The following is a 16,537-nucleotide window of genomic DNA, read 5'->3' on the forward strand; positions in this document are numbered from 1 at the left end:
GCGCTAGCCGGCGTCGCGCGTGCGGCGGCCGATCGCGTCCAGAACCGATGCATCGGCCAGCCCGTCCCGCCAGTCCAGCGCCTGGCGCAGCGGCACCACGCCGCCGACCACCACCAGCGCCGGCGGTGTCAGGCCCGATGCCGCGACATCGGCGGCGGCCCGCGACAGCGTGGTTTCCAGTACCTGCTGGTCGGGCAGGCTGGCATTGCAGACGATGGCGACCGGCTCGGCGGCGTTGCGTCCCGAGGCGATCAGCTTGGCCGCGATCTGGTCGAGGTGCTTCATCGCCATGTACATGACGATCACCGGCGAGCCGCGGCCGATGGCGTCCCAGTCGATGCGGTCCGGCGCCAGGCCGTTCTGGTCATGGCCGGTCAGGAAGGTGACCGACTGGTTCACGTCGCGGTGGGTCACCGGGATACCGGCATAGGCCAGCCCGCCGACACCGGCCGTAACACCCGGAATGATCCGGAACGGCACGCCGGCCTCCACAAGACTCAGGGCTTCCTCGCCGCCACGGCCGAACACGAAGGGATCGCCCCCCTTCAGCCGAAGGACGCGCTTGCCGGAGCGCGCCAGCTCGACCAGCCGCAGCGAGATATCCCGCTGCTTCGGCGACGGCTTGCCGCCGCGCTTCCCGGCATACTCGATCAAGGCGCCGGTCCGCGCCCAGCCGAGCAGGCGTTCGTCGACCAGCGCGTCATAGACGATGACATCCGCCTGCCGCAGTGCATTCAGCCCGTGCAGCGTCAGCAGGCCCGGATCGCCCGGACCCGCGCCGGTCAGCCAGACCCAGCCCGGCTGGAAGTCTGGCCAGTCCATGGGCGGCAGCGGTGATTTTCCGTCGGTACTCATCTCGGTGTCACAGTCTAGCGGGATGCCGTTCAGGCCGCATCGGTCTCGTCGATCTCGCTGATGACCGGCTCATGTCCGGTCGCACGGGCGAATTTCAGCAGGTCCTGGGGCGTGATCTGCGTCGTGGCATCGTTCTTCAGCGGATGGAAGTTGAGCGGCGACAGTTCCAGCATGCCCTTGTCGAACACGGCCGTGACCCGGCCCTCCGTATCGTTGATCAACGAGAACGGGGTCACCGACCCGGGCTCGATGCCCAGAACCTCGATCAGCAGATCCGGCTTGCCGAAACTGAATTGCGGCGCCCCGAGGCGCTTGCGCAGCGCTTTCAGGTCGACACGGCGGTCCTCGAGGCAGACAACCAGCCAGAGACCGCCCTTCTTGTCCTTCAGAAAAAGGTTCTTGGTGTGCCCGCCGTCGAGATCGCCGCGATGCGCCTGCGCCTCCTCGACCGTAAACACCGGCGGATGCTCCACCGTCTCGGTCTCGACGTCGAGACCATCCAGAAAGGCCATCAGCTCATCGCGTGTCGCCGCCAAGTCTCACTCTCCCCTGAACACGGGCTTCCGCTTTTCCGCCACGGCCCGCTGCCCTTCCCGGAAATCCGCAGAGCGGACGCAGGCCTCGACGCCGCGGCGCGCACGGGCCGGGTCCAGCCTGCCGCGGGCCACGGCATTCAATACGTATTTCATGCCCCGGATGGCCAGCGGCGCCATGCCGGCGACCTCGGCAACATAGGCCTCCACGCGGCTCTCGAATTCCTCCGGGGCGACCAGATGATCGACGAAACCGACACGCAGCATCTCCGCCGCATCGAAGGTCTCACCGCCCAGATAGAGCCGTTTGGCCGCATTCAGACCGATCCGTTCGACCGCCCGCCTGAGGCCGCTGACCTGATAGTGGACACCGAGCCGCGCCGGCGGAATGAAGCAGCGCTGCCCCGTCTGCCCGATGCGGAAGTCGCAGGCAAGCGCCAGATCGGTGCCGCCGCCATAGACCGATCCGTTCAGCGCGCAGACCGTGGCGCAGGGGAAATCCTCCAGAAGGTCGGTAATCCGGCTCAGCGGATCGTCCTCCCACGGCCAGTCGTCGCCGACATTCGACAGGTCGGCGCCGGCGCAGAAGGTCTTCGGCCCGGCACCCGTCAGGACCAGCACCCGCAGGCTCCCGTCAGCCGCCAGCTCCTCGACCGCATCCCCGAGCCGGCGCATGCCGGGGATATCCAGGGCATTGTGCTTCTCGGGCCGATTCAGCTTCAGACGCGCCACATGCCCGTCACGCGACAGTTCGAGAGTGTCCGTCATGGAAGATTCGACCTTTTTCAGCACCTTGGATGACCCGATGGGTGACAGCGGGCAATATTCCCTTTGTTGCGAGTTTCCCGCAGTATTGCTAGTCAAAGCGACGGCGTTGCGCATTGAAGGGGGCGGAACTGCTATGGCTGGGGGGCCCATTGGGAACTGACCGGGAATTTTCCGTCCGCTTCTGGGGCGTACGGGGATCGATCGCCTGCTCTGCAGAAGATGTGATCCGCTATGGCGGCAACACCTCGTCGCTGGAGGTGACCTGCGGCGACCGCACACTGCTGTTCGATGCCGGATCCGGCATCCGCTATCTGGGCAAGAAGCTGGCCGCCACGCCGCCTCGCGAAGCGGACCTGTTCCTGACCCACACGCATTTCGACCATGTCTGCGGTCTGCCCTTCTTCGTGCCCTTCTTCATTCCCGGCTGGAAGTTCCGGGTCTGGGCAGGGAACCTCTACCCGAGGCACAAGCTGCAGACGGTGATCGAGGACATGATGATCGCACCGCTGTTCCCGGTGCCGCCGACCATCTTCAACGCCGATATCGAGTTCCTCGACTTCCCGGCCGGCAACGACATCGAAGCCGCCGACGGCGTCGTTGTGAAGACCTGCGCGCTGAACCATCCGAACGAGGCCACGGGCTACCGGATCGAGTTCGACGGCCGCTCGATTTGCTACATCACCGATACCGAGCACCCGCCCGAGGGCAATGACAAGGCGCTGGAGGCGTTCCTGAAAGACGCCGACATCGTGATCTACGACGCCAGCTACACCGATGAGGAGTACCAGCAGCGCGTCGGCTGGGGCCATTCGACCTGGGAGGCCGGCGTCCGGCTCTGCGACGCCGCCAATGTGAAGACCTATGTCGTCTTCCACCACGACCCGGAACATGACGACGACTTCATGGACGGCGTCGCCCGCGACGTGGAGAAGGCCCGGCCCGGTTCGATCGTGGCCAAGGAAGGCATGGTGCTGAAGCCCTGAGCGCGCCGGACGACAGGTTTCGCGCACGTTGGCGGCAGATGGGCCGCCGGACCCTGGATGGCGGCACGCCAGAAGGCTGGTTCATCCCCTACCGCTACGCCGGGCAGGCGAACGCGCAGATGGTCCACACCGGCCTGATGCGCCGCTTCGAGGAGCGTCGGCCGGATTTCCAGACCGTTCTCGAGACGATATCGACGTACCGCAAGGACCTGCTTGGCATCGGGCTGGACGATCCGGCCCCGAAGCCGCGCTGGAACCAGGACTGGTTCGCCGGTCTCGATGCCGCCGCCGCCTACGCCATTGTCCGGACGCGCCAGCCGCGGCGCATCGTCGAGGTCGGATCGGGACATTCCACACGGTTCATGGCGCGCGCGATTCTGGACGGTGGCTTCGACTGTCTGCTGACCGCCATCGATCCGGAGCCGCGCGCCGACATCTCCGCACTGCCGGTCCAGATCCACCGGAAGGTGGTGCAGCAGGCGCCGCGGAAGCCCTTCGAGGCGCTGCGCGACGGGGACATTCTGTTCATCGATTCGAGCCACATCCTGATGCCGGGCACCGATGTCGACCTGCTGTTCGGCGAGATCGTGCCAGCCCTGCCCGCCGGGGTGATCGTCCACATCCACGACATCTTCCTGCCGCTGCCCTACCCGCCCGAATGGTCGCTGCGGGGCTACAACGAACAGAACGCGCTGGCGCCGATGCTGATGGGCGGCGTGCTGGAACCGCTTTTCGCCTGCCAGTTCGCCCGGTCCGCCATGGCCGCGGCGGTCGAGCGCCAGACCGGCTTCATCCCCCGCCCGAAGGCCAATCACGATGCCAGCCTCTGGACCGTGCGCACCTGAGACGCGAGACTGTTGCATCGGGAGGAGATCCAAGATGAACGAGTTTCGGGGCCCCTGGCCCGACGGCGCTACGGGCGCCATGGCGCTGACCTTCGACTGCGACGTCACCTATGCCTATTCCCCGGCCAGGCCCGATCCGGCCGGCCCGCGCACGGGCGAGGCGCTGTTCGCCAAGTCGCCCAAGCGTTTGCAGGGCTACAGCCGAGGGCTCTACGGGCTGCATACGGCCCTGCCGCGGATCCTGGCATTCCTGAAGCGCCGCGACGTCCTTGCGAGCTTCTATATTCCCGGCGCCAATGTCGAACGCTGGCCGGATGCCTTCCGGGCCATTGTCGATCAGGGCCACGAGGTCGGCGCGCACGGTCACGAGCACGAGAATGTCTCGATGTATCGCGACGACCCCGAGGCCGAGGCCGCGGTGCTGGATGCATGTCTCGACGCCTTCGGGAAGCATCTCGGTCTGCGGCCCACGGGCTACCGGTCTCCGGCCTGGGACATGAACCTGCATTCCGCCCGGCTGCTGCAGGAGCGCGGGTTCGCCTACGATTTCAGCCTGTTCGCCGGGGAGGCGCCGCATCTGCTCTCCGACATCTATCCCGATCAGCCCGACCTGCTGGAGTTCCCCATTGACTGGTGTCTGGACGACGCGCCCTACTTCATGTGGTTCATGCCGCCGCACCTGATGGCGCAGTTCCACGGCCCCGACGAGGTCTTCGAGATCTGGAAGGCCGAACTGGACGGCATCGTCGGCGAAGGCGGCGTCTTCACGCTGACCTGTCACCCGTCGGTCATCGGCCGGCACCACCGCATGAACATCCTGGAACGCCTGATGGATCACGTCGAGGCGCGCGGCGATGTCTGGGTTGCGCCGCTGGCCGATATCGCCGGGCATGTCATGAGGCGTCAAGCCGCCGCATAGGTGTACGCGGCGTCTTGCAGCGCGCCGGGAATTGAGACTATCTTCCGGCCACGTTCGGAACGCTTTGCAGCAATCGAGGGGAAAGCATCATGTTCGAGCCGGGTTCGATGGATATCTCCCAGCACAAGTCCATGTACGGCAGCTTCATGGGCATGACCAAGTTCGGCATCGTCTTCATGATCATCCTGCTGGCGCTGCTGGGCATCTTCGTCGCCTGACGACGCCCTGGCCCCTACCCGGGCCGTCCTAGAACAGATCGCTTTCCTGCAGCCCTGTCACGCCGATCAGGCCGACGGTTGCGCCGTTGCTGAACGTCACCAGCGTATCGTCGACCAGGGTGTCGCCGTCCGCGTCGGCATCGGCCACCGTATCGACGGTGAGGCCGAAGAGCACAAAGCGGTCGGTTCCCTGCTCGAAATCCAGGATGAGATCCGCATCCGTCGCCCCGATATCGTTCCCGAACTGGAAGATGTCGGCGTCGGCGCCGCCCGTCATGGTGTCGTTGCCCGCATTGCCGGCCAGAATATCGGCGCCGTTCCCGGCATCGAGAACGTCGGCACCGGTTCCGCCATGCAACTGATCGACACCGTCGCCGCCATCAAGGCTGTCGTTGTCGTCCCGGCCCTCGAGGAAGTCGTTGCCGGTGCTGCCGAGCAGGGTGTCGTCGCCAGCTTCACCAACCAGACGGTCATTGTCGGCATCGCCCGAAACGCTGTCATTGCCGGCGCCGGCAAACAACAGGTCGTCACCGCTGCCGCCTGACATGGTATCCGCGCCGCCGCGCCCGATAACCGTGTCATTGCCGATGCCGCCGCCGGCCACGTCGTCGCCTGCGCCACCATCGATCCGGTCGTCGCCACCGCCGCCGTCGATACTGTCGTTGCCGTCCTCGCCGAACAGCTGATCGTTGCCGGAGTTGCCGGTGATGGTGTCGTTGCCAATGCCGCCGAGCACCGTGTCGAGGCCGACACCGCCATCGATGCTGTCTGCGCCCTCCTCGCCGAAGATGCGGTCATTGTTGCCGCCGCCGTCGATGGTGTCGTAACCGTCGCGTGCGATGATGGTGTCGTTGCCGTCGCCACCGTCGATCAGGTCGTTACCCAGTCCGCCATCGAGCCGGTCCACGCCCAGACCGCCGAACAGCTGGTCGTCATCGTCCTGACCGAACAGCCGGTCATTGCCGTCGTCGCCGATCAGCGTGTCGAGACCCGCGCCGCCCACCAGATCGTCGCCGTCATCGCCGCCCTCGATGCTGTCGTCGCCGATGCCGCCGTCGAGACGGTCGATACCGGCGCCGCCGAATATCCGGTCCGCCCCGGCGTTGCCGAAGACGCGGTCATTGCCGGCGAGCGCGCTAAGCGTGTCGTTGTCGTCACCGCCTTCCATGATGTCGATGCCCTCGGCGCCGGTCATCAGGTCGTTGCCGGTGCCGCCCTGCATGATGTTGCCGCCGCCCTGGCCTTCCATCGTGTCGTCGCCGGCGTCGCCGCGGAGGATGTCATTGCCCGCTCCGGCCTGGATCAGGTCGTCGCCATCGCCACCAAAGAGCTGATCAAGCGCCGCGCCGCCGAAGAGCGAGTCGTTGCCGCCACCGCCGAGAATCACGTCGCCGTCGTCGCCGCCGTCGAGACTGTCGGCCTCCGTGCCGCCGTCCAGCCGGTCCACGCCGGCCCCGCCGAACAGCGTGTCAGAACCCGCCTCGCCAAACATCTGGTCGTTGCCAGTGTCGCCCTGCAGGGAATCATTCCCGATGCCGCCGAACAGCCGGTCGTTGCCGTCGTCACCGATCAGCGTGTCCGCCCCGTCATTGCCGGAGATGAAGTCGGTGATGGCGCCACCGTCGATGAAATCGTCGCCGCCGTCGCCCCGGAGCGAGTCCACATCGTCGCCGCCAAGGATGGAATCGCTGTCGTCGCCGCCGAAAATGGTATCGCGTGCCGCGTCGCCCTGCAGCGTGTCGAGGCCGGCGCCGCCGACGATGAGGTCGCCCGCGCCGCCGCCGTCGATCAGGTCGTTGCCATTGTTCCCGCGCAGGTCGTCGGCGCCGCCCAGCCCGGCGATCACGTCGCCACCCGTGCCGCCGAAGAAGCTGTCGGCCCCTTCGCTCTGCACGGTCATGGCCAGGTTCTGGTCGGCGAAGGCGACGGTCTCGATACCGGTCAGGGTGTCGGCGCCCTCGCCGCCCACGGTATCGGTCACCGTGAGCATGCCCAGCGTCGTCAGGCTGTAGGTGAAGCTGGCCAGATTACCGGCATAGTTGGCCCGGTCGATGCCCGCACCACCGGTCAGCGAGTCGTTCCCCGCGCCGCCAGTGATCACATCGTTCAGATCCCGGCCGGTGATCGTGTCGTTGCCGGCCCCGCCAAGGAATGTGCCGCCGACCGTGAATCCGGCCTGCGCCGCCTCGAGCGTATCGGTCGGCAGCGACACCTGATCGTCGCCATCGCCCGCGTCGGTCAGATTGCCGTCGTCGGCCTGACCTGAGGCGACATTGTCGAAATCCACCGTGTCGCTGCCGTCCGAGAACAGGGCATCTGCATTGTCGTTGGCCACGGTGATCGACAGCGTCTCGGCGTCGCTGGCGGCCTCGTCATCGCTCGCCGAGAGCGACAGCGTGTCGGAACCGTTGAAGTTCGCGTCCGGCGTGTAGGTCAGCGAACCGATGGCGGCGTTCACGTCCGCCAAGGCGCCGGACACGGTGACGCTCGCCGACTGGTCGCCATTGATGGTCGCGCTTGAATCCGTCACGTCGAGCGTGCCGTTGGCGACCGAGAGGATCACGGTCGTCTGGGCATCGTTTGCGTCGCTGACCGACAGGCCGGAGATGGCGAGCACCGCATCCTCGGTCACCGCAAGCGCCGGCGCAGTACCGAAATCGGTCTCGGAACGGACGGATCCGAACACGGCGAAGGCCTGGCCCGAACTCGTGCCGTTCGGGTCCGCGCCGGAGGCGCCGATGAGGACATCGCCCAGACCGTCGCCATTGATGTCGCCCCCACCGGCGACTGCCTGCCCGGCCAGATCCCCGGCGGTGATGCCGGTGATCCTGAAGCCGCCGGTTCCGTTGGTGACGTTGGACAGATCGACGGCTGTGCCGTCCGCCTTGCCGAAGACGACATAGGTGGTGCCGGCATTGGCGCCATAGCTCTGGGAGGCCCCGACGATCACGTCGTCGAACCCGTCGCCGTTCAGGTCGCCCGCCGCGTCGACGCTTGCGCCGGCGTAGTCGTAGGCCGACTCCCCGCTTATGACGAAGCCGCCGGTCCCGCCGCGAACGTCTGCAATGTTGACGGCGCCCGTGGTCGCCTTGCCGAAGATGACGAAGGCCTCGCCGGTACCGTTGCCGTTCTCGGCGCTCACGATCACGTCGGCCAGCCCGTCGCCGTTCACGTCGCCTGCCGCGGCGACGTCGGTGCTGAGATTCGTGGTCGAATCCCCGACGATCTGGAAACCGCCCGTGCCGGCCTCGACGGCGGACAGTTCGACCGCCGTGCCGTCGGCCTTGCCGAAGACGATGTAGGCGGTGCCGCCATTGCCATTCTGGTCGCGGCCATAGGCGCTTACCAGCAGATCGTCGAGACCGTCGCCATTGACGTCGCCGGCGCTGGAGATATCGCGTCCCAGAAGGTCGTTGGCCTCGACGCCGTTGATGACGAAGCCGCCGGTCCCGGCCTGTACGGCCGAGAGCTCGACCGCGGTGCCGTCGGCCTTGCCGAAGACGACGAAGACCGCGCCGGACTGGTTGCCGTTCGGATCGTCGCCCATCGCGCCGACGATCAAGTCGTCGAAACCGTCGCCATTGACGTCGCCCGCGCTTTGGACGCCGCGGCCGGCATTGTCGGCGTCTGCCACGCCGTTGATGGCGAAGCCGCCGGTCCCGGCGACGGCATCGGCGATGTCGACGGCCGTACCGTCGGCCTTGCCGAAGATCACGACGGCCTGACCGGCATTGCTGGCGTTGGGGTCGGCGGTGTTGAGACCGATGATGACGTCATCGAGACCGTCATTGTTGACGTCGCCGGCGCTGGATACCTGATCCGTGTTGCCGAGCCCGTCACTGGTCCCGCCGCCGGCGATCACAAAGCCACCGGTGCCGCCCTCGATATCGGTCAGGTCCACCGCCGTGCCGTCGGATTTTCCGAAGACAACGAACACCGAACCGGAATTGTAGCCGTCGGGGTCGTCGCCGGACGCGCCGACCAGGAAGTCGTCGAACCCGTCGCCGTTCAGATCGCCGACGAAATCGACCTCGCGGCCGAAGAAATCATTGCCGGCCAGCCCGTCGATACGGAACCCGCCGGTCCCGGCGGCGACGGCGCTGAGCGCGATGTCGACAGGATCCAGCGCGGCAAAGGCCAGCACCGGCGCGGCATTGTCCGGGACCGCGAAAATGAAGTCGTCAGCGACCAGATCGCCGGTGTTCGTGCCCTGGACGAGCAACTCGTCCACACCGTCATTGAACTCGATGACCAGCGTCGTTCCCGAGTTCCGCGAGATCGCCAGCAGTTCCGTCAGGTTGGTGATGCCGGTGAAGGCCGAGACGTCGATGACGTCGGCCACCCCGGCGCCCGCAGTGAAGTCGGTGACGGTGTCGATGCCGGCGGTGTAGAGGATCAGGTCGTTGCCGGCCTCGCCGCGGATGATGTCGTTGCCCGTCCCGCCGGCGAGGGTGTCGTCATTGTTGCCGCCGCGGATATCGTCGTTCCCGGCGCCGCCTTCCAGGCTGTCATTGCCGTCGCCGCCCAGCATCAGGTCGAGGCCGTCGCCGCCCAGCATCGTGTCGTCGCCCGTCTGGCCGAGCAGCGTGTCATTGTCCGCGCCGCCGTCCAGGCTGTCGTTCAACGCGCCGCCGTCCAGACGGTCCGCGCCCCCGCCGCCGGTCAGGGTGTCGGAGTCGTCCTCACCGAAGAGACTGTCGGCATCGTCGCCGCCATCCATCAGGTCGCCGCCGCTGCCGCCGAACATGCTGTCGTCGCCGGTGCCGCCGATCAGCGTGTCGTTGTCGACACCGCCCTGCATGGTGTCGTTGCCCGCGCCGCCGTTCAGCAGGTCCGTGCCGTCGATATCTCTCAGGCTGTCATCGCCGTCGCCGCCGATGAGCGTGTCGTTGCCGGTGAAACCTTCCAGCGTGTCGTTGCCGACGCCGCCATCGATGGAATCGTCATCGCCGAGGCCGAGCAGGGAATCCGCGCCGATGCCGCCGAAAAGGACGTCGTTGCCGGCATGCGCGAGGATGACGTCGTCGCCGGCGTCACCATGCATCGTGTCGTTGCCGTCGAGTTCGCCGCTGTTGAAGTTGATCGTGTCGTTGCCGTCACCGCCGAAGACAAGGTCGTCGCCCTCGTTGCCCCGCAGATCATCGGCGCCGCCATCGCCGTTGATGGTGTCGTTGCCCAGCTCGCCGAAGATCTGGTCCGCGTCTTCACCGCCGGACAGCACGTCATCCCCGCCGCCGCCGCCCAGCGTGTCCTCGCCGGCGTCGCCATTGACCGTGTCCGCATCCGTGCCGCCGTTCAGCACATCGTTGCCGATGCCGCCATTCAGCGTGTCGTTGCCCGCACCGCCGTTCATCGTGTCGATGCCGTCGCCGCCATCAATGACATTGGCCCCGGCGTCGCCACTCAGGCTGTCGGCGCCCGAACCGCCTTCCAGGTTCTCGATATTCGCCAGCGTGTCGGAGCCTGCGCCGGTCGCCAGACCGGTCGTCAGGTTTGCATTGATGCCGGCGGTCTCGCCGCTGTAGTCCGCCACGTCGCCGGCGCCCGCGCCGCCGTTCAGGCTGTCATTGCCGCCGCCGCCGATCAGGCGGTCGGTCCCGTCACCGCCATTGATGGTGTCATCGCCGCCCTCGCCGAGCAGGGTGTCGTCGTCAACGCCACCGTCCAGATCGTCGCCGTCGTCGCCACCGGACAGGCAGTCATTGCCCGCGCCGCCGACCAGCACGTCGTAGCCGGCGAGGCCGCTCAGCGTGTCGTCGCCGGCCAGGCCCGCGATGCCGTCATTCTCGCCGCTGCCGGTGATGGAATCATTGCCGCCGGTCGCGGTCTGGTCGATGTCGAAGCCGATATCGCCGAAGTCGATCCGGTCGATCCCGGTCAGCGTGTCGGTGCCTTCGCCGCCCACCGTGTCGGCGACGGTGAGCGTCCCGTCCACATCCGAGATCGAGACGTCGAAATTCGCCGCCGCACCGGAATAGAAGACCGTGTCGGCGCCCGAGCCGCCGGTGAACAGATCGTCGCCCCCGGCGCCGTTCAGCCGCAGGTTCGCGGTCGCGCCGCTGGCGTCCAGCGTGTCGTTCAGATTGCCGCCCAGATACTCGATCGTCTCGACGGTGGAGAGCTGGAAGGTCTCGGCGCCGCTGGCCACCGTATCGTTGTCGCCCGTGGACGTGACGGTGACCAGCACCGCGGCGTCGCCGGCATTCACCAGCCGGAAGGTGTCGGTGCCCGCGCCGCCGATGATCGTGTCGTTGCCGGTGCCCAGATTGGAACCGAACAGGTCGTCGCCGCCCCGGCCGTCCATCGTGTCGTTGCCGAGGTCGCCCGAGATGACGTTGGCATTGTCGTCGCCGGCCAGGCTGTCGTTTCCGCTGCCGCCTTCCAGCCGTTCGATGCCGATCAGCGTGTCCGTGCCGATGCCGGCGCCGGTTGCGGTGCCGGCTGCGAGGTCCGCCGAAACGCCGCCGGAATCCGCCCGGTAGTCTGCGACGTCGAAGGTCCCCGCCCCGCCATCGAGAACATCGTCGCCCGTACCGCCGACCAGACGGTCCGTACCGACATCGCCCCGCAGCGTATCGTTGCCGGCGCCGCCGTCGATGGTGTCGGCGCCGTCGCCGCCGCTGATCGAATCATTGCCGCCCGCACCGCTCAGGCTGTCGGCGCCGCCGAGGCCGACGATGGTGTCGTCGCCGTCGCCGCCGGTCAGCGTGTTCGCGTCGCCGTCGCCGGTCAGGGACTCACCGGCAGAGGCGGCAAACGTGAAATCTGCGTCAGTAAGGTCACCTGTATCAACGCCCTGGAGACGTAACAGGTTACCGCTTCCAAAATCGACCAGGACATCAGAACCAGATTGCGTCGTGAACCCCAAGAGCGCTGCGAGGCTCGTAACCTCAGCACGGGCGGTCAGGTCAACAACGTCACCGAACGTTGCTCCCGCCTGGAACCCGTCAATTGTGTCGGAACCGGCAGAGTAGACAAAGGTCTCGTCATTCGAATCCAGTCCTTCCAGAGAATCGTCGCCCGCGCCGCCATCAAGCAACGCACCGGCCCCGGCTCCGCCAACAAGCGAATCATTTCCTTCGCCGCCGAAGATCGAGTCTGTACCGGCATCACCGTTCAGGAAATCGTCCCCGACGCCACCGATCAGCGTGTCGGCACCGTCGCCCCCCTCCAGCGTGTCGTCACCGCCGGCGCCATCCATCGTATCGCCGAGCGTCGAGCCTTCCAGATTGTTGGCAAGGCTGTCGCCGAGAATGTTCAGCCCATTGTCGAAAAGGATCTGACCGCCGTCGGTGAATTCGATCTGGCGCAGCGTTCCGTTCAGCGCATTGTTTGAGCTGTTGATCGCGCCCGAAATCTCGATGCGATCGCCGGTTCCGTCGTTGAAGAGCAGGATATCGCTCGAATTGGCAAACCGTACCAAGCGGATATCGCCCAACGCCACGCCGCTCTCGAACAGGATCGAGTCCTCATCGCCGCTTTGGCCATTCGAAACAGTGTCATCGCCATCCCCGGCGCCAAGTGAGAAGACGTCGTTGCCCGCATCGCCGTTCAGGAAATCGTCCCCCGCCCCGCCGATGATCGTGTCGTCACCGGTCTGGCCCTGGAGATTGTCATTGCCGCCGGCGCCGTCGATGGTGTCCCCCAGGCTGGAGCCCTCGAAACTGTTCGACAGCGAGTCGCCCAGGATGTTCAGCCCGTTGTCGAACAGGATCTGGCCGCCGTCGGTGAAATCGATCTGGCGCAGCGTGCCGTTCAGCGCATTGGTCTGGCTATTGATCGCGCCCGAGATCTCGATGCGGTCGCCGGTTCCGTCGTTGAAGAGCAGGATATCGCTCGAATTGGCAAACCGGACCAAGCGGATATCGCCCAACGCCACGCCGCTCTCGAAAAGGATCGAGTCCTGATCGCCGCTCTGCCCGGTCGAAACAGTGTCATCGCCATCGCCGGCACCAAAGGAGAAGACATCGTTGCCCGCATCGCCGTTCAGGAAATCGTTCCCGACGCCACCGATGAGCGTGTCTCCGCCCTCGCCACCGAGCAGCGCATCGTTGCCGCCGGCGCCATCGATCGTATCGCCGAGCGTCGAGCCTTCCAGATTGTTGGTCAGGCTGTCGCCCAGGATGTTCAGCCCGTTGTCGAACAGGATCTGGCCGCCGTCGGTGAAATCGATCTGGCGCAGCGTGCCGTTCAGCGCATTGGTCTGGCTATTGATCGCGCCCGAGATCTCGATGCGGTCGCCGGTTCCGTCGTTGAAGAGCAGGATATCGCTCGAATTGGCAAACCGGACCAAGCGGATATCGCCCAACGCCACGCCGCTCTCGAAAAGGATCGAGTCCTGATCGCCGCTCTGCCCGGTCGAAACAGTGTCATCGCCATCGCCGGCACCAAAGGAGAAGACATCGTTGCCCGCATCGCCGTTCAGGAAATCGTTCCCGACGCCACCGATGAGCGTGTCTCCGCCCTCGCCACCGAGCAGCGCATCGTTGCCACCGGCGCCATCGATCGTATCGCCGAGCGTCGAGCCTTCCAGATTGTTGGTCAGGCTGTCGCCCAGGATGTTCAGCCCGTTGTCGAACAGGATCTGGCCGCCGTCGGTGAAATCGATCTGGCGCAGCGTGCCGTTCAGCGCATTGGTCTGGCTATTGATCGCGCCCGAGATCTCGATGCGGTCGCCGGTTCCGTCGTTGAAGAGCAGGATATCGCTCGAATTGGCAAACCGGACCAAGCGGATATCGCCCAACGCCACGCCGCTCTCGAACAGGATCGAGTCCTGATCGCCGAACTGGCCGGTCGAAACAGTGTCATCGCCATCGCCCGCGACAAAGACGAACAGATCATCCCCGCTGCCTCCTTGCAGGAAATCGTCGCCTCGACCACCAACCAGGGTATCATTCCCATCGAGAGCATCGAGCGTGTCATTGCCATCCAACGCCCGGATCAAATTGACATTGTCGCTGCCCCGAAGGCTGTCGGCGAAATCTGTTCCAACGACATATTCAACGCCGACCAGCGTGTCGAAGTTGCTGAAACTGTCGGTCGCTGTCCCTGCCCCCAGGTCGACCGTGACACCTGATGAACCGCCTTCCTGGCTGTAATCGACGAAGTCGATACCGTCGCCGCCATCGATAAGGTCACCACCGGCACCACCGGTCAGCGTGTCATTGCCTGCATCGCCGGATATGTCGTCATCGCCGCTACCGCCGTCGATGACATCGGCACCGGAAAGGATATCGTCGCCGCCAAGTCCAGCGATGGCATCATTGTCTGCACCGCCAGAAATCGTGTCGTTGCCGCCCGACCCGGTACCGTCGACGTCGAATGTAACGTCCGAGAACTGGACCTGCTCTATACCCGACAGGACATCCGTGCCCTCACTGCCGAGCGTGTCGGACACTGTGATCGAACCGTCGATGTCCGAGACCGATACGACAAAGTTTGCGGCAGAACCCGCATAGACGACCGTGTCATTCCCGGCGCCGCCGTCGATTGTGTCGTTGCCATCGCCACCGGTTATCGAGTCATTGCCGCCCGCACCGCTGAGGTTGTCTGGGCCGCCCAGGCCGGAGATGGTGTCGTCGCCGTCGCCGCCGGTCAGGGTGTTCGCATTCTCGTCGCCGGTCAGGGTCAGATTGGCTACGGCGAAGACGAAATCGGACTCGGTCAGGGCGCTGATGTTCTCGTCGAACAGGATGATGCGGTCGCCGCCGCCGAAGTCGATGATGCCGTTGGCGCCGTTCTGGCTGGCGATGGCCTGGATTCCGGCGAAGTCGGTCACGTCGTTGCGGGCGCTGATGTCGATGACGTCGCCCGATCCTGCGCCGCCCTCGAAACCGGTCAGGGATTCGTCGCCCTCGGAATAGACGAAGACCTCGTTGTTGCCGTCCTGGCCGCTGAGCTGGTCGCTGCCGGCGCCGCCGTCCAGCGTGTCGAGCCCGGTGCCGCCGAACAGCAGGTCGGTGCCGCTACCGCCCCGGAGCAGGTCGGCGCCCGTGCCGCCCTGCAGCTGGTCGTTGCCGACATCGCCGGTCAGGGTATCGCCGTCGGCCCCGCCGAACAGGGTGTCGTTGCCGTCATTGCCGGTCAGCGTGTCCGCGCCCGCGGCGCCCTGAAGCTGGTCGCCGACGGCGCTGCCCAGGACCACATCGGCGTTGGCGCTGCCGAAGATGATGATGGTGGTGTTGCCGATGACCTGGACGATCTCGATGTTCGCGTCGATCGAGTAGTTGACGCCGTCCACCTCGACGGTGTCCGTGCCGCCGCCCGCCGCCTCGAAGATGGCGTCATTGGCGCTGTCGAAGACATAGGTGTCGTTGCCTGCCCCGCCGGACATGACGTCGTTGCCCGCGCCGCCGTCGAGACGGTCGTTGCCGTCGCCGCCCGAGATCTTGTCGCGTTCGCCGCCGCCCGAGAGCGTGTCGTCGCCCGCGCCGCCCTGCAGCACGTCGAAGCTGGCGCCGCCGGTCAGCGAGTCGTTGCCGTCCAGCCCGAAGATCGCGTTGGTGGTCCCGGCGCCGGTGATCGTGTCGCCGTTCGCGCTGCCCGTCACCTCGGTCGGATCCGCGACCGTGCCGGCATTGCCATAGATCGCCTGGGCGCCATTGATGTCGTCGGCCTGCAGACCGGTCAGCGTCTCGTTGATGATCGCGTTCATGATCGCGAGGTTGGTTTCCTCGTGATCCAGACCGATCGAATGGCCGATCTCGTGCAGGGCGACCAGGAAGACGGAAACGCCGTCTTCCGGGCCGGCGGTCGACGTCTGCCAGGCCTCGACGGTGTCGAAGGCGATGTCGCCATTGATGGCGTCGGTCGTCAGCTCGCCGTTGATGTTGACCGCGCCGCCGGTGTACTCGCCGGGGAAGAAGGCGAAGGCGAGGGTGTTGTTCGGACCGTCGATGGTCGTGCCGCCGATGCGGATGTCGCCGATCGGTTCGTCGCCGACCAGCCCGCCTTCATCCTGGACCCGGACGAAGCGGATGTCGCTGACGGCTTCCCACGCGTCGAAGGCCGCCTGGATGTCGGCCTCGAAGCCCGCCGGCATGAAGCTCGACAGCGGAACGACCGTGTCGCCGTTGAAGGCCGAGACGTTGACTTCGGCGATCGACCAGGTGACGACCCCGCCGGGCGTGCCCAGCGTGCCGTTCTCACCCCATTTGGAGCCCTCGGCGACGAAGTTCGCCGCCGGCGTCCCGGGATCGATCTCGGACGATCCGCCGCCCGGAGCCTCGGGATCGCCGGAAATCAGCGCGTGCTCGTGGGTATCGTGGTCGCCGCCGCAGCATGAGCAGATGCGGGCAACCGCGATCTCTTCGACCGCCGCCTCCGCCTCCAGGGCTTCGACGGCAAGCTCGTAGACATTCAGCATGTCGGTCGAGGTCATCACGCACGCACCTCCGGGGTCAGATGCGCGGAATGG

General features: G+C 66.1%; 8 protein-coding genes. 4 read left to right on the forward strand and 4 right to left on the reverse strand.

All coding sequences use genetic code 11. The annotated features are described in order from the left end of the window. Positions 1 to 3 precede the first annotated feature (3 nt). From cobA to ACMVY4_RS19195, 3 genes are read right to left on the reverse strand one after another with little or no spacing between them, the layout of a single operon-like run. Positions 4 to 855 carry a uroporphyrinogen-III C-methyltransferase gene (cobA, locus tag ACMVY4_RS19185; RefSeq protein WP_416897564.1) on the reverse strand — a complete coding sequence of 284 codons (852 nt, stop codon included), beginning with the start codon at positions 853 to 855 and terminating at the stop codon, positions 4 to 6. Between the two features lie 29 nt (positions 856 to 884). Further along, complete coding sequence (locus tag ACMVY4_RS19190) at positions 885 to 1,391, reverse strand: prolyl-tRNA synthetase associated domain-containing protein (protein WP_416897565.1); 507 nt, start codon at positions 1,389 to 1,391, stop codon at positions 885 to 887. A 3-nt stretch (positions 1,392 to 1,394) separates the two neighbouring features. Further along, on the reverse strand, positions 1,395 to 2,156 hold the full coding sequence (locus ACMVY4_RS19195; protein WP_416897566.1) for an enoyl-CoA hydratase/isomerase family protein: 762 nt from the start codon (positions 2,154 to 2,156) through the stop codon (positions 1,395 to 1,397). 221 nt (positions 2,157 to 2,377) lie between these two features. Between ACMVY4_RS19195 and ACMVY4_RS19200 the strand changes: the two genes are divergently transcribed. From ACMVY4_RS19200 to ACMVY4_RS19215, 4 genes are all read left to right on the forward strand, one after another. Beyond that, positions 2,378 to 3,139: an MBL fold metallo-hydrolase gene (locus ACMVY4_RS19200; protein ID WP_416897567.1), complete on the forward strand. Its 762-nt coding sequence runs from the start codon at positions 2,378 to 2,380 to the stop codon at positions 3,137 to 3,139. Positions 3,140 to 3,177: 38 nt separating this feature from the next. Further along, positions 3,178 to 3,984, forward strand: a complete 807-nt coding sequence (locus tag ACMVY4_RS19205; protein ID WP_416897568.1) for a class I SAM-dependent methyltransferase — start codon at positions 3,178 to 3,180, stop codon at positions 3,982 to 3,984. Positions 3,985 to 4,018: 34 nt separating this feature from the next. After that, positions 4,019 to 4,903, forward strand: coding sequence for a polysaccharide deacetylase family protein (locus ACMVY4_RS19210; protein WP_416897569.1), 885 nt, complete (start codon positions 4,019 to 4,021; stop codon positions 4,901 to 4,903). Between the two features lie 89 nt (positions 4,904 to 4,992). Then, positions 4,993 to 5,121, forward strand: coding sequence for an aa3-type cytochrome c oxidase subunit IV (locus tag ACMVY4_RS19215; protein WP_416897570.1), 129 nt, complete (start codon positions 4,993 to 4,995; stop codon positions 5,119 to 5,121). 28 nt (positions 5,122 to 5,149) lie between these two features. Here the strand turns inward: ACMVY4_RS19215 and ACMVY4_RS19220 are convergent, their stop codons facing one another. After that, the gene (locus ACMVY4_RS19220; protein ID WP_416897571.1) at positions 5,150 to 16,501 is read right to left on the reverse strand and encodes a matrixin family metalloprotease; all 11,352 of its coding nucleotides are present in this window, start codon (positions 16,499 to 16,501) and stop codon (positions 5,150 to 5,152) included. Positions 16,502 to 16,537: the final 36 nt, after the last annotated feature.

It is taken from the genome of Minwuia sp. (genome assembly GCF_048007105.1).
Taxonomy (GTDB): Bacteria; Pseudomonadota; Alphaproteobacteria; order Minwuiales; family Minwuiaceae; genus Minwuia.

Bases quoted from the DNA above. Each gene is read 5' to 3' on its own strand.
- cobA (WP_416897564.1), bottom strand. From the start codon at position 855: ATGAGTACCGACGGAAAATCACCGCTGCCGCCCATGGACTGGCCAGAC.
- ACMVY4_RS19215 (WP_416897570.1), top strand. From the start codon at position 4,993: ATGTTCGAGCCGGGTTCGATGGATATCTCCCAGCACAAGTCCATGTAC.
- ACMVY4_RS19195 (WP_416897566.1), bottom strand. From the start codon at position 2,156: ATGACGGACACTCTCGAACTGTCGCGTGACGGGCATGTGGCGCGTCTG.
- ACMVY4_RS19210 (WP_416897569.1), top strand. From the start codon at position 4,019: ATGAACGAGTTTCGGGGCCCCTGGCCCGACGGCGCTACGGGCGCCATG.
- ACMVY4_RS19205 (WP_416897568.1), top strand. From the start codon at position 3,178: ATGGGCCGCCGGACCCTGGATGGCGGCACGCCAGAAGGCTGGTTCATC.
- ACMVY4_RS19220 (WP_416897571.1), bottom strand. From the start codon at position 16,501: ATGACCTCGACCGACATGCTGAATGTCTACGAGCTTGCCGTCGAAGCC.